The sequence below is a fragment of the Cryobacterium sp. TMT1-2-2 genome (assembly GCF_004403505.1).
Taxonomy (GTDB): Bacteria; Actinomycetota; Actinomycetes; order Actinomycetales; family Microbacteriaceae; genus Cryobacterium; species Cryobacterium flavum.
This window is the reverse complement of record NZ_SOGS01000025.1, coordinates 124,521-142,413: the sequence shown is the minus strand read 5'-3', so window position 1 is coordinate 142,413 and position 17,893 is coordinate 124,521. Positions and strand designations below refer to the sequence as shown.

Sequence of the window (17,893 nt, the reverse complement as noted above, 5' to 3'; positions counted from 1 at the left end):
TCATGCTTTCGCTCCCATCAGTCCGCGCGGACGCAATAACAGCACCGCGGCCAGGGCCAGCACCACGGCGAGGTCGCCGGTTCCGCCCAGATAAAAGTTTGCGAACTGCTGCAGCACTGCCACCAGAACGGATGCGATGGCCGCCCCGGCCAGAGACCCCAACCCTCCGATGACCGTCACGATGAAGGCGAAGATCAGCAGGGACCCGCCGATGTGCGCCGAAACGTAGCCGTAGTAGATCGAGGCGAGCACCCCGCCGAGTCCGGCGGCGGCACCACCGATCGCGAACACCAGGGTGAAGGCGCGGCGCACATCGATGCCGAGCGCGGTGACCATGAGACGGTTCTCGACGCCGGCCCGAATGATCAGGCCGTACCGGGTGAACTTGAGGAACAGCACGATCGCCACGAGCACCAGCACCGCCACCAGAATGAGCATGAAGCGGTTGTTCGGAATGCGCGCGCCGAGAATCTCGGTGGTCTGCCCGAGCCAGGACGGGCTCGTCACGTAGGTCGGGTCGGTGCCCCAGATTCCCTCGAACAGAGCTACAGAGGCCAGCGCGAGGCCGACCGTCACGAGTACCTGTTCGATGTGCCGGTTGTACAGCCGCCGGATCAGGAAGAATTCGGTCGCGGCGGCGACGAGCGCCCCGACCACGGCGCCGGTCAGCATGGCAGCGACCAGTGCCCACCACGACCCGTCACTGAGCCGACGGGCTACTTCCCAGCCGATGAAGGCGCCGATGGTCAGAAAGGAGCCGTGAGCGAAGTTGAGCACGCCCATCAGGCCGTAGATGAGGGAGAGCCCGGAGGCGACCAGAAAGTACAGAGCCCCGAGGCCGAGGCCGGTGATCAGCAGCAGAACGATGGTGCTCATGCCGGCACCTGCTCCGTGTTGCTGTGGTCGGTGCTGCTGTGGTCCGCGCCGCTGTGCACGCCCAGGTAACGCTGGATGCGTTCGGGGTCATCGAGCAATTCGGCGGCTTCGCCGGTGAAGACGACGCGGCCGCCGGAGAGCACGACCACCCGGTCGGCGAGTTGGCGAATCACCTGCAGGTTCTGTTCGACCAGAAGGATCGGCACTGTTTTGGCGGCGGCCAGTAGTGCCTGGGTGACCTCGGTGACGATTTTCGGCGAGAGTCCCTTGGTGGGTTCGTCGACCAGCAACAGCCGGTTTTGGTTGAGCAGGGCTCGGGCGAGCGACACCATCTGCTGTTGCCCTCCGGAGAGGGTACCGGCCAGTTGGGCGTGGCGTTGCACGAGGTCGGGAAAGAGTTCCTCGACCAGGGCGCGGTTCGGGTGGGCGGAGCGTTCGGCCAGTTTCAGGTTTTCGGCGACGGTGAGCTTGCCGAACACCTCGCGGTCTTCGGGCACATAGCCCACGCCGAGCTGCACGACCTTGTGGGTGGCTAGCCGGTCGACGCGGCGCCCGGCGAAGGTGACCTCGCCGGTGCGGTCGATCAGGCCGAGGATCGATTTGATGGTGCTGGTCTTACCGACGCCGTTCCGGCCGAGCAGGGCGGTGACGCCGGTGTCTGGTACCTCGAACGAGACGTCTTCGACGACCTGCTGCCCCTCGATGCGTCCGTACAGGTTGCGCACGGTGAGGATATTGGTGCTCAGGTTGGTACTCATACCGGGTCTCCGAGGTAGGCGGACTGCACCGTGGGATTATTCATCACGGCATCGGGGGTGTCGCAGGCGAGCAACTCGCCATGGTGCATGACAGCAACGCGGTCCACCAGGCCGAGCACGACCTCCATGTGGTGTTCGACCATGAGTACGGTGCGGCCACCGTGGTGCAGCGCGCGAATGACCTCCATCAGGCCGGGCACATCGCCCGAGCCCACGCCGGCCATCGGCTCGTCGAGCAGAATGACGCTCGGATCCATCGCGAGCAGCATGGCGATCTCCAGCTTGCGCTTGTCACCGTGCGACAGACCGCCGGCTTTGGCGTGGGCAAGATCGGCCAGCCCGACCTCGTCGAGACGATCGGCGGCAAGCCGGGTGGCGGCATCCGTCCCCTTCGGAAACCGGGTGACCAGACTGCCGCCGCCGGCCTTGGCCTGTGCGGCCAGCCGCACGTTTTCGGTGGCGCTCAGCCCGTTGAACAGGCTCGAGGTTTGAAAGGTGCGACCGAGGGCGGCCCGTGCCCTGACGTGGATCGGTTCCCGGGTCATGGTGCGGCCGTTCAGTCGCACCACGCCTTCCGTGGCAAACAGCACACCGGAAATCAGGTTGAACAGGGTTGTCTTACCGGCCCCGTTGGGGCCGATCACACCGAGCATCTCGCCCCGCGGGATCGACAGCGACACATCGTTGAGGATGCGTGCACCGCCGATCTGCAGGCCCAGATGCTCGATGCTGAGCACGGGCTGGTCCGGCATCGCGATCTACTTTGCTGCGACGATGGGCGGCGCGACGGTCTTGGCGTCGACAGTCTCAATCAGTTCCGGCGCCCAGGTACCGAGTCGAACGTGTATCCCTCGAGCGAGGCGATCATGTCATCGACGTTGTCACCACCGCCCTCGCGAACGGCCTGAACGAGCATCTGCGCGGCCACGAAACCGTCGGGCGAGAACAGGTCTGCCTGTGCGTCGTTGGCTTTCAGGTGATGTCCAGTTCGCGGCCGTCGACAGCGCCGGTGCCGTCGGTGGCGTAGTCGAGGCCGGCCTCGAACCCGGCGGTGTACGCGGCGCCGTAGGCGGCGAGCGGGCCGGTCGCTGAGGTGATCATGCCCACCTGCACCGCGGGCTTCGTGGTGGAATTATCGGTGGCTGCGCCGCCGGTCGTGGCCGTGGGGGCGCATCCGACCAGGGTCAGGGCGGCGACGGCGAGAATTGCCGGGGCCAGGAACATCTTTGTTACCCGCATGAAATTTGCCTCTCGTTCTACAAACCTGACAGGTGGTTCAGGTATCAGGAATCCATGGGCGATCGACGGTACTGTCAAGAGGCAGGAGTGAACCGATACCCAGACGTGGCCAATATGCTGGGGTGGCACGCATCAATTTTTTGACAAAGGAGTCCCGATGACCGAAACCGACGTCGTAATCCTGGCCGGATCACGCACCCCGCAGGGTCGCGTGAACGGGCAACTCTCGTCCCTCACCGCCGTCGACCTCGGCGCCGCCGCCATTGCCGGTGCCCTCGCCCGCGCCGGAGTGGCACCGGAGCAGGTCGACTTCGTGCTCATGGGTCAGGTCCTGCAAGCCGGGTGTGGGCAGAACCCGGCCCGGCAGTCCAGCGTGGCTGCAGGCATCCCATGGAATGTGCCGGCGATGACACTCAACAAGGTCTGTCTGTCCGGCCTCGCCGCGGTCATTGATGCCGCCCGCCTGGTGCGGCTCGGCGAAGCGGATGTCGTCGTGGCCGGTGGTCAGGAATCCATGTCCCGCGCGCCCCACCTGCTGCCTGGCTCCCGCCAGGGCTGGAATTACGGAACCGTGTCAGCGCTCGACCACGCCGCTCACGACGGACTCACCGACGCCTTCGACGGCCTCTCGATGGGGCTCTCCACCGAGCGCGCGAACGTTGAACTCGGACAGACCCGCCTCGAGCAGGACGAAATCGCCGCTGCCTCGCACCAGCGTGCTGCTGCCGCAGCCGCGAGTGATGTGTTCAGCGACGAGATCACTCCGATCAGCGTGCCGCAGCGGAAGGGCGAGCCGCTCCTGATCAGCACCGATGAGGGCGTTCGCGCCGAAAGCACGACCGAGACGCTCGGCCGCCTGCGCCCGGCATTCGACCCGGCGGGGAGCATCACTGCCGGCAATGCAGCCCCTCTCAGTGACGGCGCGAGCGCTGTCGTCGTGACCAGTCGCGCCTGGGCCGAGAAGCACGGCCTGCCTTGGCTCGCCGTGATCAACGCGAGCGGCCAGGTGGCCGGCCCCGACAACTCCCTGCACTCCCAGCCGGCCAATGCCATCGCGCACGCCCTCAAGCGCGAGGGCTGGACCGCCGCCGATCTCGACCTGGTCGAGATCAACGAGGCGTTCGCCTCGGTCGTGGCCCAGTCGTCGAAAGTGCTCGGCGTGTCGGCCGATGTCGTGAACATTCACGGTGGCGGCATCGCCATCGGCCACCCGATTGGGTCGAGCGGCGGGCGCATTGCACTGCACGCTGCCCTCGAACTGGCCCGGCGTGGCACCGGCAAAGCCGCCGTCGCGCTGTGCGGCGGCGGCGGCCAGGGTGAGGCGCTGCTGCTGTCCCGGTAACGGCTTCTAGGCGGGCGGTGCCTGACTGTCCGGGCGGTTGGCGCGCAGCACTTCGAGGCGGGCGCGGTACTCGACCTCGTCGATGTCGCCCTGGGCGAAGCGTTCGGTATCTCCGCCGCGGCCTCTCCGGAACGCGCTGCCAGTGCATCAACCAGGGTCACCTCCAGTTTCTGTGCGCTGAAGGACTCTACGAGCGCCGGCAGGCTGGCCAGGTCGGGCTCAGCGGCCAGCGGCGCAGTGCCCGGCTCGTTGCCTGAGCGCAGAATACCGAGCACCAGACGCACCTCTTCGAGCGCGGTTTTACTGGTGCTCTTGATGAACCAGAACCCAGGCCGCTGCGACGGAGCTATACACCCAGACGCGCACGCCCCGCACGATGCCGAGAACGATCGCGAAAATCAGGGCAACATAGGGCAGGCCGATGTCGGAACGCACGAGGGTGAATGCACCGGCCGCGGCGGCGACGACGGCCACGACCGGACCGGGAAACCGCCGGGCGCCGATCAGGGCGAGCGGGCCGATCAGGGCCAAAAAAACGGCGAGAAACCACCCGGTCAGGGCCAGGCCTGGCCGGTCAGAACCCGGGAGTGTTCCGGGTCCGCGCATCATGTCAAACCGGTCGAAGCCGCCCCGGCCCCGGCCAGGCCAGCACGGCCACCGCCGGCACCTGGATCAGAAAGGAGATCACCACGGGCAACCACAATCGAACGGGCCGCGGCATGCCGTACCCGTTCCCGCTGCACTCCCCGTGTGGTGGCATGGCTTGATGCTACTTCCGTGCGCCGGGCGCCGCATCCGCCCACGGGAGTACCTGCCGGCTACCCGAAGAAGTTGATCGGCTTGACGATGTCGGCGTAGATGAGCAACAGGCTCATCCCGCCGAGCAGAACCACGACCGCCAGCGTGAGCGGCATGAGCTTGGCCATGTCGACCGGTCCGGGGTCAGGCCGCTTGAACAGCTTCGCGAAGAATCGACGGATGCCTTCCCACAGTGCACCGGCGACGTGGCCGCCGTCGAGTGGCAGCAGGGGAACCAGGTTGAACACGAACAGGGCGATATTGAGCGATCCGAGCAGCTGCAGCATGCTGGCGACCTTCGTGGCGACCGGAATGGTGTCCATGCTCGCCAGTTCGCCGGCTACCCGGCCAACACCCACCACGCTGATTGGTCCGTTCAGGTCGCGCTCCCCCGGGCCGAACGCGGCCTTGGCCACGGCCACGAGCCGGTCGGGCAGGTTGAGAATCACGTGCGCGACGGCGGAGATGTTTTCGCCCACCAGGGGCAGCACGGCTGTCGCGGGCTGAGGCACCAGTTCGCTCGCCGCTCCGATGCCGACGAACCCGACCTCCTCGGTAATGGCAGCGCCGGAGGCGTCCGTTTTGATTTTGTTGTCGGCGGTATACACGTAGCGTTCGGTGAGTTTGGGGGTGAGCGAGAGGTCGACGTCGGCGCCGGCACGCTCGACCACCGCGGCGAGGGTGCGCCCGGGCGCCGAGCGGATGACCTCGGTCGACTGCTCCCAGCTCGTAATGGCTGTTCCGCCGATACTGACCAATCGGTCACCAGGCTTCAACCCGGCAGCGGCACCGGGCGAGGCTTCATCGGTTGATTCGCAGGTCTGCCGGTCGCTCGAGGCGGGGAGCACGCACTGGCTCACGCTGCCGATGGTCGTGCTGATCTGCGGGCTGCCGAATCCCATGACCAGAATGGAGAACATCACGATGGCGATGAGTAGGTTCATGGTGGGCCCACCGAGCATGATGATCACGCGTTTGTAGACCGACAGCTGATAGAACGCGCGGTGCTCTTCACCATCGCCGATGGTCTCCGCGCTGGCCTTGCGGGCATCGTCGACCAGGGTGGACAGGGCGCTGGTCTTCTTCTCAGGTTCGCCCTCCTGAACCATCTGGTCGAAGAACCCGGTGGTGGTGGTGCGGGGAGCTCCGCCCTTTTTCGACGGTGGAAACATGCCGATCATGGCGATATAGCCACCGAGGGGCAGCGCCTTGACGCCGTACTCGGTCTCACCCTTGGTGCGCGACCAGAGCGTCGGGCCGAAGCCGATCATGTACTGGGTTACCTTGACGCCAAACAGCTTGGCGGGCACGAGGTGGCCAATTTCGTGCAGGCCGATAGACACGGCGAGTCCCACGACCACGATCGCGACGCCCAGTATGAACAGCAGTACGGTTTCCACTGTCGTAGAGTAACTGCACCAAGCTGCAAAGGGGCTGGCTGTGCGGCCGAACGTCCCTTTTAGGGCGCGCATGTGCTTTGCTAGAGGGTGGACGCACCAGGAGGTCCCCCTGTCTTACGAACCCATTCCCATCCAGCAGCTACCGGCCCCCGGCCCGGTGGGCAGCCTACTTGGCGACCGTTTTCTGATCGAGACCCTCATCGGCACCGGCGGGATGGCATCCGTTTATCGGGCAACGGATACCGCGCTCGGCCGTACAGTGGCCGTCAAACTCTTTCGAGCTGATGGTGGCGCCGCAGAGCCGGAGCGTCAGAGCGGCGAGATCGCCCTGCTGGCGAGCCTGAACCATTTCGCCCTGGTCACCCTGTTCGACGCCGGCACCGCCACCGTCGACGGCGTGCCGCGCACCTTCATCGTGATGGAACTCGTGGACGGCCCCGATCTGCGCGCCCGCATCGCGAGCGGCCCGCTGCCAAGCCTCGAGGTGGCCGTGATGGGTGCCGATCTGGCCGAGGCGCTGCACTACGTGCACGAGCAGGGCATCATCCACCGCGACATCAAGCCAGCCAACGTACTGCTGTCGCCCTCCGGCTTTCCTGGCCGCAGCATGCACGCCAAGCTCGCCGATTTCGGCATTGCCCGGCTGCTCGATGAGTCAAGGCTCACCGCGACCGGTTCGCTGCTCGGCACCGCGAGCTACCTGAGCCCCGAGCAGGCGCTCGGAGCTTTGATCGGTGCACCAACGGATGTCTATTCCCTCGGTCTCGTGCTGCTCGAATGCCTCACCGGGGTGCGCGCCTACCCCGGAACCGCCGTGGAGTCGGCGATGGCCAGGCTGCAACGCCAGCCGGAGATTCCGAGCACGCTCGGCCGGGACTGGACCGAGGTACTGGCGGCCATGACCGCCCGCGACACCGGCGACCGGCCCACCGCTTCCGAGGCGTCCCTGCTGCTCCGCGCACTCGCGACCGGAGCCGAAGACCAGGCCGTGGCCACGCTGCTGCTACCCGCTCGCGCAGTTGAGGCGGCTGCGACCGAGGTGCTGCGTGCCGATCCGGCCCCCACGCCCAAACCGGCAACTGCGGCCATCTCCTGGAAGCAGACGGGGACCACGCCTGCACCGCGCCGCAACCGGGTCATCCTCTGGATCGTCCTGGCGGCCCTGGTGGTCACCGCGATCGTGCTCGGTGCGTTGTTTCTGGGCAGCGGAGACGATCCGCCAGCGGTTCCGCCGAGTTATCCGGCGGTCGACGGCACCCTCGGCACGCACCTCGAACAGCTTCAGGAAAGCGTGAACCCGTGATGCGCAAACGACTGACCCTCGCGCTCGTTTCCGGATTGCTTCTGCTCCTGCCGCTGGCCGGTTGCGCGGCTGAGCCGGTCGAACTTCAGGCCGCCACGGCCGAAAATCTGCAGTCTGCGATGCTCGGCATCACCGAGGCGGCGGCTGGCGGCGACTTCACCGAAGCCCAGTCGCTCCTCACCGCGATGCAGGGTAATTTGCGCACCGCGGCCGCCGCCGGCCAGGTCAGCGCCGAACGGTCGGCGTCGATTCAGACCGCGATCAACCGGGTCAGCACCGATCTGACGGTTGAGATCGAAGCTGCTGCTATCGCTGCTGAAGCCGCAGCCGAGGCGGCGGCCCTCGCCGAGGAACAGAATGCCAAGGACGCCGCCGAAGACGCGCGCGACGCGGAGAAAAAGGCCGCCGAGGATGCCAAGGACGCACGCGAAGAGTGCCTGGACGACAAGGACCGGGTCAAAGCGGGCGAGTGTAATTAGGCCGTCAGCCTGCCGCGATGAGCTGATCGGCGGTAGCACGCGCCCAACGTTCAGCCTCGGCGAGTGACTCGAGGGTGAGCTCGGAATCGTACTCGTGGCTCTCGACCACGCGTAGCACCGTGTCGACGATGTTCAAAAAGCCGATGCGCCCGGAGTGAAAAGCGGCGACGGCCTGCTCGTTGGCCGCGTTGAACACGGCCGGATAGGTGCCGCCTAGGCGGCCGACCTTCTTGGCGAGTTCGACCGCGGGAAAAGCCGTGTCGTCGAGGGGCTCGAAGGTCCAGCTCTGCGGTAGGGTCCAGTCGATCGGAGCGCCGACCGCAGCCACGCGGTTCGGCCAGTCCAGCCCGAGTGAGATCGGCAGTCGCATGTCGGGCGGGCTGGCCTGGGCGATGGTCGATCCGTCCACGAATTCGACCATGGAGTGCACCACGGATTGCGGGTGCACGACGGCGTCGATGCGGTCATATTCCACGTCGAACAGAAGGTGCGCCTCGATGATCTCGAGTCCCTTGTTCACGAGGGTGGCCGAGTTGGTGGTGACCACCAGGCCCATGTTCCAGGTCGGGTGGGCCAGGGCCTGCGCGGGCGTCACGCCGGCAAGCTGTTTCCTGGTGTAACCGCGAAACGGCCCACCGGATGCCGTCAGCACGAGTCGACGCACCTCGTGCTGGGTTCCCGAGCGCAATGCCTGCGCGATGGCGGAGTGTTCGGAGTCGACCGGAACGATCTGGCCTGGTGCAGCAAGATTCTTCACGAGTTCGCCGCCGACGATCAGCGACTCTTTGTTGGCCAGAGCCAGGGTGCGACCAGCTTTCAGCGCGGCCAGGGTCGGCCCCAAGCCGACCGAACCGGTGATGCCGTTGAGCACGACGTCGACGTCGACGTCCCGCACGAGCTGCTCCGCAGCATCCGCTCCCAGGGCGGTGTGCTCGACCTGAAAGTCCAGGGCCTGCGCATCGAGCAGTTCTCGGTTGCTTCCGGCAGCGAGACCGACCACCTCAAACCGCTCCGGATTGGCACGAATGACGTCGAGCGCCTGGGTTCCGATCGAGCCAGTGGACCCGAGAATGATTACTCTGCGCATACCTCCATGCTAGGTGCCGGGCGCGGCGTATGTCCGATGCTGGCCAGTGGTGGCGTAGTGTCGACGGGTGACTGGTGCCGATGCAGAACCCAAAGACAACGCCGAAACCATCACGATCGATAGTTCTGATCAAGGCGTTCCGGCCGAAGAGGCCGACGATCAGGAGCGTGTCAAGCGACCGGGATTCGTCTATTTTCTCGGCTACGGCATCATGGCCCCCGTCGCCCGAATCGTTTTTCGACCGAGCATTATCGGGCGCGAGAATATTCCGGCCACCGGCCGCGTCATTCTCGCCAGCAACCACCTCTCCTTCATCGACAGCATCGTCATTCCCCTCGTCGCGACCCGCCGCGTGCAGTTTCTGGCCAAGTCGACCTACTTCACCGGGACCGGATTCCAGGGCTGGGTGTCACGAACATTCTTCACCGCCATCGGTGCCATCGGTGTGGAACGCGGAGCCGGCCAGGCCGCGCAGGTCGCCCTCGACGCCGGCCGTGCCGTGCTCGAGGCCGAGGGCGCATTCGCGATCTACCCGGAGGGCACCCGCTCGCTCGACGGCCGCCTCTATAAGGGCCGCACGGGCGTCGCCTGGCTCGCCCTCACCACGGGCGCGGTCGTCGTTCCGGTCGGTTTGATCGGCACCCAGGAGATTCAGCCGGTCGGCACCAAGGTGCCGCGTATTCGCAAGGTCACTGTCACCTTCGGTGAACCGCTCGACCTCGGCCATCACGGCCCGGCCACCTCCGGTAAGGCACGCCGGCAGGCAACGGATGAGATCATGGCGGCCATCCACCGACTGTCCGGTCAGGAATTGGCCAACGCCTACAACGAATCGCCACCGGTCGGTACCCTCAATCGCCTCGCCCACCGGGTCTTTCCGCGCGAACGCCTGTAGCCGCGGTCTTACCGTCGAGCTGGCGGTCATAGGCTGGAGCAATGACTGCTACGTATTCGGTGCCCCAGAAACGCAAGCTCGTGACGGCTCTCCCCGGCCCCAAGTCGGTCGAGCTTCAGGCCAGGCGAGAGAAAACGGTTGCCCGCGGCGCCGGAACGCTCGCCAACATTTACATGGACCACGGCGCCGGAGCGATCCTGGTCGACGTTGATGGCAACCAGATCATCGACCTCGGCTGCGGTATCGGGGTGACCACGATCGGTCACGCGCATCCCGACGTCGCGGCGGCAGCATCCGCTCAGGCAGCGAAACTGACCCACACTCTTTTCACGGTCACGCCCTACGAGAACTACGTGGCGGTCGCCGAGAAACTGAGCCAGATCACCCCCGGCGATTTCGAGAAGCACTCGGTGCTCGTGAACACCGGCGCGGAAGCGGTGGAGAACGCGGTGAAGATCGCCCGTAAGTTCACCGGACGCCGGGCCATCGTGGCCCTCGACCACGCTTTTCACGGTCGCACCAACCTGACCATGGCGATGACCTACCGGCCGTGGCCGGAGCGCGCCGGAATGGGCCCGTTCCCCGGCGAGATCTACAGCGTGCCGACGAGCTACCCGTTCCGTGACGGCCTGAGTGGTCTGGAAGCGGCTGAGAAGACCATCGACTACATCAATACTCACATCGGCGCGACCGAGGTCGCGGCGTTCTTCGTCGAGCCGATCCAGGGCGACGGCGGCATCGTTATTCCTGCACCCGGCTATTTCAAGCGCATTCGCGAATTTTGCACCGAGAACGGCATCGTCTTCGTGGCCGATGAGATTCAGGCCGGCATCGCCCGAACCGGCGTCTGGTACTCGATCGAGCACCACGATGTCGTTCCCGACCTGGTCACAACCGCCAAGGGCATCGCCGGCGGCTTTCCGCTGGCCGCCGTCACCGGCCGCGCCGACATCATGGACTCCGTGCAGCCCGGCGGTATCGGCGGCACCTTCGGCGGCAACCCGGTCTCCACCGCGGCCGCCCTCGCAGTGTTCAACCTGATCGAGCGGGACAATCTGCTCGGTGAGGCCAAACGTGTGGAAGCCGCCCTCTGGGCGCGAATCGGCGACTGGGCCGAGAAGTTCTCCATCGTCGGCGAGGTCCGCGGCAAGGGAGCCATGTTCGGCGTCGAGCTCGTGCACCCGGGAACCAAGAAGCCCTACCCCGAGGCCCTGACCGCCGTGATCAAGCACGCCACCACGAACGGTGTCATCGCGCTCGACGCCGGCAGCTGGGATTCGGTGCTGCGCATCATGCCGAGTGTCGTGATCTCTGACGAGCTCATCGACGATGCTGCCACCGTGCTCGAGGAGGCCCTCGCTGCGCTGGTAGCCGCCTACCCCGCGTAGTCGCCCCTCACCCAGTCCGTGATGTCGACGGACTGCGTCGGCGGCAGGTCGATGTCCGAGGGGCTGATGACCGCCGTCCCACCGCCGGCCGGGCGCATCATGGTCCGGCCGTTGGCGAAGCGGATGCTGTCGGCACCGGCACAAGCGTGGGTGACGGCGATGGTGTCGGCTCCCCCTTTTCGGACACCGGCACGAGGGGCCGTACCTGGGCGAACGGGAACGGCGACGGTGCGGCATCCGCCTGGTAGGCCTGGCCAAGAAAGTCGTAGGTGTAGTCGATATCGCCTGACGCCACCAGCCGGAGCGGAAACACGTTCCAGCCGCCGCCGGGCACCAACAGGGTCGGCACCACCATGTCCTGCTCCCCGGCCGCATCAAGCTGCGGCAGGTAGTTCGTATTGACCGGGTCGTTGACCACGTTGAGCGCGCGGCCGCTCTGGTCGAACAGCTGCACGTCGGTGAGCGGCTGGCCGTCGGTATCGTAGGCGAACACGTTGGTCACCTGCTCGCCGCTCTGCATGAGTCCGGGCGTCGGAGCCGGGTTGTAATTGACGTACGCACTGTTCTGCGTTCCGGCCTGGTTGGCCGTGACCATCAGCACGATCGGCAGCACCAGAACCGCGCACACGCTCACCACCGTGCGAAAGCCGGGAAGCCAGTGCCAGGGCAACCACCGGTCTCGCCCCCACTGCACGCTCAGAATCACAAAGGCCGTAAGCACGAGCCAACGCACAGGGTCGGTCGGCACTGTGCTGATCGCGCCGCCGGTGAAAACCTCCGCGACCGCATAGACAACCCAGCCGCGCAGCACCCACCACAGTGGGCGCAAGACGAGCACAAAGTCGAGCACCGCCGTACCGGCCGCACTCGAGCGGATGCGCCGGGCCGCGCCCGCCCGCGCGGCACCGACCCGGGTGCGCAGCCGGCGCAGCCGCGGCACGCGGGCTTCGGGCGTCGCTCCCCGCACGGGAAGCCCGGCCGCGCCACGCAACTCGTCGGCGTAGGCGACCGGATCTCCGAGGTCAAAGCCGGGCGCCGCGGCATCGCCGGCATCCACGTCGGCGGCCTGCTCGGTGAGGTCGGCTTCGAGGCCGTCGGTGAGGTCGTCGACGTCATCGGCGGGAAGATCGTTCAGGGCCGCTCGCACGGCCAGGGCAAAGTCGCGAATGGACTGCGGAGTCGTAGCTGTTTCGCTCATGAGTTGTCGCCGATCGTGGGTAGGAGAGCGGAGCGCTGCGGATTCTCGAGCAGCTGGGTGAGAGTGTCGGCAAAGTGGGTCCAGTTCGCGCGCTGTTCGGCGAGCATGGCCCGGCCGTGCGGGTTCATTCCGTAGTACTTGCGGTGCGGCCCGCCGTCCGACGGCACCACGTAGCTCGACAGCGCCCCCGCGCTGTACAGCCGCCGCAGGGTGCCGTAGACCGAAGCGTCGCCGACCTCGTCGAGTCCGGCGGCGCGCAATCGGCGCACGATGTCATAGCCGTAGCCGTCGTCGTCAACGATGACGGCCAGAACGGCCATGTCAAGCACCCCCTTGAGTAACTGGGTGGTATCCATCGGCATCCCCTTCATCGGCTCGAGCGTTCGCTCGCACCTTCAACGGATCCCACACTACTACGCAAACCGCACTACTGCGCCATGCGCAATTTCTGTCCTTCCGGGACGCTGCTAGACCGTGGTGACCGGCTCGTGCACGACCGGAAAGTTCATCGAGGCCCCGATGAAGCACTCCCGCGCCGCCTCGGCGTGCAGCGACTGCGCAAAATCGACCTGGGTGGGGTCACTTATCGTCACGCGCGGGCGGAGGGTAGCGGATGCGAAACTTCCGCCGCCGCCCGGCCGCTGGCGCATCACTCCGACCGCGGAGTCGGTATAAACGGTGACCGTCACCCCGTGCCGCACGGCCACGTGCAGGTAGGAGAGCATGTGGCACTGGCTGAGCGCGGCGAGCAGCAGCTCTTCCGGGTTCCAGCGTTCGGCATTTCCGTGAAAAGTCGGGTCGCTCGATCCCTTGATGACGGCCTTGACCTCGGCTCCCTTGCCCACCGGCGTGATCGTGTGCTGTCGGCCGTAGGCCCGATAGCTGCTCGTACCACTGCCCTCATTGCCGGTCCAGTCGACCCGTACCGCGTAATTGTGCTCGCCGAGCATGATTCCCCCTCGAAATCGCTATCTCCTTCAGCAATTCTGACAGCACAACCAGCCTCGTGGGGAATGAGATCGGTAAAGTGGATGCATCATGACTGACACCCTCACAAACTCTGCTACCACTGCCGCCGCGACCATGTACTCCGTCGCGCAAGAACGAAAGATCGTCACGGCCATTCCCGGTCCGATCTCTGCAGCGTTGCAGGAGCGGCGTCGAGCGGTCGTCTCCGACGGCGTCAGCTCCATGCTCCCCGTTTACATTGCCAAGGCCAACGGGGCGATCCTCGTTGATGTTGACGGCAACCAGTTCATCGACCTCGGTGCCGGAATCGGCGTCACCACGATCGGCCACACCGAGACCAGCGTCGTTGCCGCGGCCATCGAACAGTCCCAGGACTTCATCCACACCCTGTTCACCGTCACCCCGTATGAAGAGTACGTGCGCGTCGCCGAATTGCTCGCCGAGCACACCCCGGGTAATTTCCCGAAGAAGAGCGTGCTCATCAATTCCGGCGCCGAAGCCGTCGAAAACGGCGTGAAGATCGCCCGCAAGTACACCGGTCGCCGCGCCGTCGCGGTACTCGACCACGCCTACCATGGCCGCACCGTGCTGACCATGGCCATGAACTACAAGGCCATGCCCTACGCCACCGGCTACGGTCCCCTCGCGAGCGATGTCTACCACGCCCCGAGTTCCTACCCCTATCACGACGGCCTGACCGGTGCCGAGGCGGCCGCCCGCACCATCGCCTACCTCGACAAGGTGATCGGGGCATCCGATCTGGCCTGCCTGGTCGTCGAACCCATCCAGGGTGAGGGCGGTTTCATGGTGCCAGCGGATGGCTACCTGCCCGCCCTGCAGGAATGGTGCACCAAGAACGGTGTCGTCATGATCGCCGATGAGATCCAGAGCGGCATGGCGCGCTCGGGTAAGTACTACGCGAGTGAGCACTTCGGCTGGATCCCCGACCTCGTGCTCAGTGCCAAGGGCATCGCCGGGGGCTTCCCGCTTGCCGCCGTCACCGGCCGCGCTGAAATCATGGATGCTTCCCAGCCCGGCGGCCTCGGCGGCACCTTTGGTGGCAACCCGATCTCCTGTGCCGCTGCGATCGCTGTGTTCGAGGCCATCGACGCGAACAACCTGCTCGGCGAAGCACAGCGCATCGAGCGGTCGCTCACGGCGGGCCTGACCGCGCTCAAGAACAAGTACGACATCATCGGCGAGATTCGCGGCCACGGTGCCATGATGGCGATCGAGCTGGTGCAGCCCGGTACCGGCGACACGACGAAGGCGCCCAACGCCGCCGCGGTGAGCGCGATTTCGACCTACGCCGGCCAGCACGGCGTGCTGCTGCTCACCGCCGGCACCTACGGCAACGTGCTGCGTTTTCTGCCGAGTCTCGCGCTGTCCGATGCCCTGATCGTCGACGCCCTCTCGGTGATCGACGACGCCATGGCCGCGCTGTAGCCACTGTGACTGAAACCTTTACGGTCGACGATTCCGTCGAGCTCGCCGTCGTGGAGCGCAGCGGCTTCGTCGAATCCCGCCACGCCGGTTCGGCGATCGTGCTCGGCACCAACGGCGAGGTGTTGCGGGCGCTCGGCGACGTCACCAGCGCGGTCTTTCCGCGCTCGGCGATGAAACCGTTCCAGGCCGTCGCGGTCATGGCCAGCGGCGCCGCCCTGCGGGGAGCGGATGCCGCCATCGCTACCGCGAGTCACAGCGGCACCGCCGCCCACATCGAACTCGTTCGCGGCCTGCTCTCCCGGGCCGGAGTTCCGGAAACGGCGCTCGCGTGCCCTGCTGCCTGGCCGATCGACTCCGCCGCCCGAGACGCTCTCGTGCGCCTCGGTGCCACCAAGGCACCGGTCTACATGGAGTGCTCGGGCAAGCATGCGGCCATGCTCGTGGCCTGCCAGCAGAACGGCTGGGCACTGGACGGCTATCTGGACCCGGCGCATCCGCTGCAAAAGCGCATCCTCGACGTGCTCGAACGCTTCACCGGCGAACGACCGGTCGCCTCCGGTATCGACGGCTGCGGCGCCCCGGTGCACGCGATCTCCCTGGGGGGCCTGGCGCGCGGGATCGCGCGCATTGCCACCAGCAAGTCCAACTCCCCGTTCGCGATCTACCGCGAGGCCGGTTTTCTGGCCGAAGCGGTGCGCGCCAATGGCTGGGTGGTGGCCGGTCCCGGCCACTCCGACAGCATCGTGATCGACCGACTCGGCCTGTTCATGAAGGGCGGCGCGGAGGGAATCATGGTCGCAGCCGCCGAAAACGGTACCACCGTGGCACTGAAGATACTCGACGGCAACCTGCGGGCCGCCGCTGCGGTTGCAGTCAGCCTGCTGGCGGACGCTGGGGCGATCCAGCGAGCGGATGTCGCGCAGTTGCTGCCCGAGCTCGGCCTCACGGTGACCGGCGGCGGCCGTCCGGTCGGAGAGATTCGCGCCAGCTACATTTAGCTCAGCTTGGCCAGCCGCCGCGCCTTCGCCGCCCCGGACACCTGCACCGTCACGACCACGACAAGCGCGAGAATGAACACGGCCGACGCGAGCACGTTGGCCTCCGCCGGAATTCCGCGTGCCGCCGAAATGTAGATGTACTTGGGGAACGTCGTCACCGCCCCGGAGTTGAAGTTCGTGATGATGAAGTCGTCAAAGGACAACGCGAACGACAGCAGAGCGGCCGCGAGAATGCCGGGCAGCAGCAGCGGAAAGGTGATGCGCGCGAATACCTGCCAGGCGGAACCGTACAGGTCGCGGCCGGCTTCTTCCAGAGCCGGGTCGAGGCTGGCCACCCGGGCCTTCACCGTGACCACGACGAAGCTGATGCAGAACATGGTGTGCGCCAGAATGATCGTCAGCATGTCCTTCGGCACACCGAGCGACAGAAACTGCGCCGCCAGGCCGGCGCCGAGCACGACCTCCGGGGTAGCCATCGGCAAAAACAGCAGCAGGCTGGTCTGTGACCGAAACTTGAACCGGTAGCGCACGATGGCGATCGCAATCATGGTGCCGAGGGTGGTCGCGACGACCGTGGCCACGGCCCCGATGAACAGGCTGTTGCCGAAGGCTTGGCAGACAGCACCATTTTGTACGTTGCAGACATTGAGCCACTTGTCGAAGGTGAATCCGCGCCAGGTGATGTTGGATTTGAGGGAGTCGTTGAAGGAGTAAACGAAGGTGTAGCCGATGGGAATCATCAGGAACAGCAGCGCCAACCCGCTGTAGACGGGCAGCAGCCATTTGCCGAGGGAGAGTTTCACAGCAGTTCCTCCGTTCCGGATCGCTTGACGTAGATACTGACGATCACCAGGATGACGGTCATCAGAATGATGGACAGGGCCGCCGCCGAGGGGTAATTCTGCAGCACGAGGAAGTTCGCCTCGATCACGTTTCCCATCATCTGGGTGCCGGTACCACCGAGAAAGTCCCGACTGGCGTTGATATAGTCACCAGCCGCAGGGATGAAGGTGAGCAGGGTGCCCGCCACGATGCCGGGCATCGACAGCGGAATGGTGATCTTGCGGAACACCTGGAATGGGCTCGCATAGAGGTCGTTGCCGGCCTCGAGGTAACGCACATCGAGCCGCTCCAGCGTCGTGTACAACGGCAGGGTCATGAACGGAATGAAGTTGTAGGTCAGGCCGAAGATCACCGAAAACGCGGTGCCGGTCACGTGTGCTTCCGGTCCCAGCAGCGAGAGCGCTTTGAGCGACTGCACCACGAAGGACTCGTCGGAGAACAGCTGCTTCCAGGCCAGGGTGCGCAGCAGAAAGCTGATGAAGAACGGTGCGATCACGAGTACGAGCATGAGGCTCTGCAGTAGCGGCCATTTGCGGGCTTTCACGCCGATAAAGTAGGCCAGCGGGTAGCTGATCACCAGCGCGAAGAACGTCGCGGCCAGCGCGTAGCTGAACGATCGCACGATGTGAGGCCAGTAGGTCGTGATGACCTCGGTGTAGTTCTGCCAGCGAAAGGCATAGTCGTACTGGCCGATGTCACCGAACTCCCGGGGCGTCTGAAACGAGGTCAGCAGCAGCGAGACCAAAGGGGTCAGAAAGAACAGCACCAGATAGAGGATGCCCGGCAACAGCAGAAACAGCGCCACCGGGCTGCGACGCCGGGCGACGGGGTCGGTCGACGGCGCAGTCGCGGTCGAGAATGCGGCGAAGGCCAT

Annotated in this window: 19 protein-coding genes; 7 read left to right on the top strand and 12 right to left on the bottom strand. The window is 65.8% G+C overall.

Annotation, left to right across the window (positions count from 1 at the left end; all coding sequences use genetic code 11):
• The 4 genes from E3T35_RS15750 to E3T35_RS15735 form a co-directional block, all read right to left on the bottom strand.
• On the bottom strand, positions 1-876 hold the full coding sequence (locus tag E3T35_RS15750) for a branched-chain amino acid ABC transporter permease (protein WP_104088769.1): 876 nt from the start codon (positions 874-876) through the stop codon (positions 1-3).
• Entirely contained in the window at positions 873-1,634 is a 762-nt protein-coding gene (locus E3T35_RS15745; protein ID WP_174777109.1) for an ABC transporter ATP-binding protein, read from the bottom strand. Before E3T35_RS15745 ends, E3T35_RS15750 begins: the two co-directional genes overlap by 4 nt.
• Positions 1,631-2,386, bottom strand: a complete 756-nt coding sequence (locus E3T35_RS15740) for an ABC transporter ATP-binding protein (RefSeq protein ID WP_134380002.1) — start codon at positions 2,384-2,386, stop codon at positions 1,631-1,633. Before E3T35_RS15740 ends, E3T35_RS15745 begins: the two co-directional genes overlap by 4 nt.
• Positions 2,387-2,606: 220 nt before the next feature.
• Positions 2,607-2,873: a hypothetical protein gene (locus E3T35_RS15735; protein WP_134343573.1), complete on the bottom strand. Its 267-nt coding sequence runs from the start codon at positions 2,871-2,873 to the stop codon at positions 2,607-2,609.
• A gap of 157 nt (positions 2,874-3,030) precedes the next feature.
• On the opposite strand from E3T35_RS15735, the gene E3T35_RS15730 reads away from it, so the two are divergent.
• Entirely contained in the window at positions 3,031-4,215 is a 1,185-nt protein-coding gene (locus E3T35_RS15730; RefSeq protein ID WP_092340905.1) for an acetyl-CoA C-acetyltransferase, read from the top strand.
• A gap of 300 nt (positions 4,216-4,515) precedes the next feature.
• Here the strand turns inward: E3T35_RS15730 and E3T35_RS15720 are convergent, their stop codons facing one another.
• Together E3T35_RS15720 and E3T35_RS15715 are read right to left on the bottom strand one after the other, a co-directional pair.
• Positions 4,516-4,824, bottom strand: coding sequence for a hypothetical protein (locus E3T35_RS15720; RefSeq protein ID WP_134343571.1), 309 nt, complete (start codon positions 4,822-4,824; stop codon positions 4,516-4,518).
• A 209-nt stretch (positions 4,825-5,033) separates the two neighbouring features.
• Positions 5,034-6,413, bottom strand: coding sequence for an RIP metalloprotease (locus E3T35_RS15715; protein ID WP_166789991.1), 1,380 nt, complete (start codon positions 6,411-6,413; stop codon positions 5,034-5,036).
• 157 nt (positions 6,414-6,570) lie between these two features.
• On the opposite strand from E3T35_RS15715, the gene E3T35_RS15710 reads away from it, so the two are divergent.
• Both E3T35_RS15710 and E3T35_RS15705 read left to right on the top strand, forming a co-directional pair.
• On the top strand, positions 6,571-7,716 hold the full coding sequence (locus E3T35_RS15710; protein WP_241987561.1) for a serine/threonine-protein kinase: 1,146 nt from the start codon (positions 6,571-6,573) through the stop codon (positions 7,714-7,716).
• A complete protein-coding gene (locus E3T35_RS15705; protein ID WP_134343568.1) occupies positions 7,713-8,195 on the top strand; it encodes a mucin-associated surface protein in 483 nt (160 codons plus the stop codon). Before E3T35_RS15710 ends, E3T35_RS15705 begins: the two co-directional genes overlap by 4 nt.
• A gap of 4 nt (positions 8,196-8,199) precedes the next feature.
• Here the strand turns inward: E3T35_RS15705 and dxr are convergent, their stop codons facing one another.
• Entirely contained in the window at positions 8,200-9,282 is a 1,083-nt protein-coding gene (gene dxr, locus E3T35_RS15700; protein WP_134380000.1) for a 1-deoxy-D-xylulose-5-phosphate reductoisomerase, read from the bottom strand.
• 67 nt (positions 9,283-9,349) lie between these two features.
• Here dxr and E3T35_RS15695 point away from each other — a divergent pair, with 67 nt between their 5' ends.
• Together E3T35_RS15695 and E3T35_RS15690 are read left to right on the top strand one after the other, a co-directional pair.
• On the top strand, positions 9,350-10,177 hold the full coding sequence (locus E3T35_RS15695; protein ID WP_370449076.1) for a lysophospholipid acyltransferase family protein: 828 nt from the start codon (positions 9,350-9,352) through the stop codon (positions 10,175-10,177).
• A gap of 41 nt (positions 10,178-10,218) precedes the next feature.
• On the top strand, positions 10,219-11,565 hold the full coding sequence (locus tag E3T35_RS15690; RefSeq protein ID WP_092340899.1) for an aminotransferase class III-fold pyridoxal phosphate-dependent enzyme: 1,347 nt from the start codon (positions 10,219-10,221) through the stop codon (positions 11,563-11,565).
• 97 nt (positions 11,566-11,662) lie between these two features.
• Here E3T35_RS15690 and E3T35_RS15685 read toward each other — a convergent pair whose 3' ends face one another.
• From E3T35_RS15685 to E3T35_RS15675, 3 genes are all read right to left on the bottom strand, one after another.
• The gene (locus tag E3T35_RS15685; RefSeq protein WP_134379998.1) at positions 11,663-12,763 is read right to left on the bottom strand and encodes a hypothetical protein; all 1,101 of its coding nucleotides are present in this window, start codon (positions 12,761-12,763) and stop codon (positions 11,663-11,665) included.
• A complete protein-coding gene (locus tag E3T35_RS15680) occupies positions 12,760-13,119 on the bottom strand; it encodes a PadR family transcriptional regulator (RefSeq protein ID WP_134346004.1) in 360 nt (119 codons plus the stop codon). Before E3T35_RS15680 ends, E3T35_RS15685 begins: the two co-directional genes overlap by 4 nt.
• Positions 13,120-13,230: 111 nt before the next feature.
• Positions 13,231-13,716, bottom strand: coding sequence for an OsmC family protein (locus E3T35_RS15675; RefSeq protein ID WP_134379996.1), 486 nt, complete (start codon positions 13,714-13,716; stop codon positions 13,231-13,233).
• An 85-nt stretch (positions 13,717-13,801) separates the two neighbouring features.
• On the opposite strand from E3T35_RS15675, the gene gabT reads away from it, so the two are divergent.
• Together gabT and E3T35_RS15665 are read left to right on the top strand one after the other, a co-directional pair.
• The gene (gene gabT, locus E3T35_RS15670; RefSeq protein ID WP_134346002.1) at positions 13,802-15,178 is read left to right on the top strand and encodes a 4-aminobutyrate--2-oxoglutarate transaminase; all 1,377 of its coding nucleotides are present in this window, start codon (positions 13,802-13,804) and stop codon (positions 15,176-15,178) included.
• A gap of 5 nt (positions 15,179-15,183) precedes the next feature.
• Positions 15,184-16,176: an asparaginase gene (locus tag E3T35_RS15665; protein WP_104129980.1), complete on the top strand. Its 993-nt coding sequence runs from the start codon at positions 15,184-15,186 to the stop codon at positions 16,174-16,176.
• Here the strand turns inward: E3T35_RS15665 and E3T35_RS15660 are convergent.
• Together E3T35_RS15660 and E3T35_RS15655 are read right to left on the bottom strand one after the other, a co-directional pair.
• Entirely contained in the window at positions 16,173-16,979 is an 807-nt protein-coding gene (locus E3T35_RS15660; RefSeq protein ID WP_174774976.1) for an ABC transporter permease, read from the bottom strand. The two genes, E3T35_RS15665 and E3T35_RS15660, sit on opposite strands and share 4 nt — an antisense overlap.
• Positions 16,976-17,893: an ABC transporter permease gene (locus E3T35_RS15655; RefSeq protein WP_092340893.1), complete on the bottom strand. Its 918-nt coding sequence runs from the start codon at positions 17,891-17,893 to the stop codon at positions 16,976-16,978. The genes E3T35_RS15660 and E3T35_RS15655 overlap by 4 nt, the downstream gene beginning before the upstream one ends.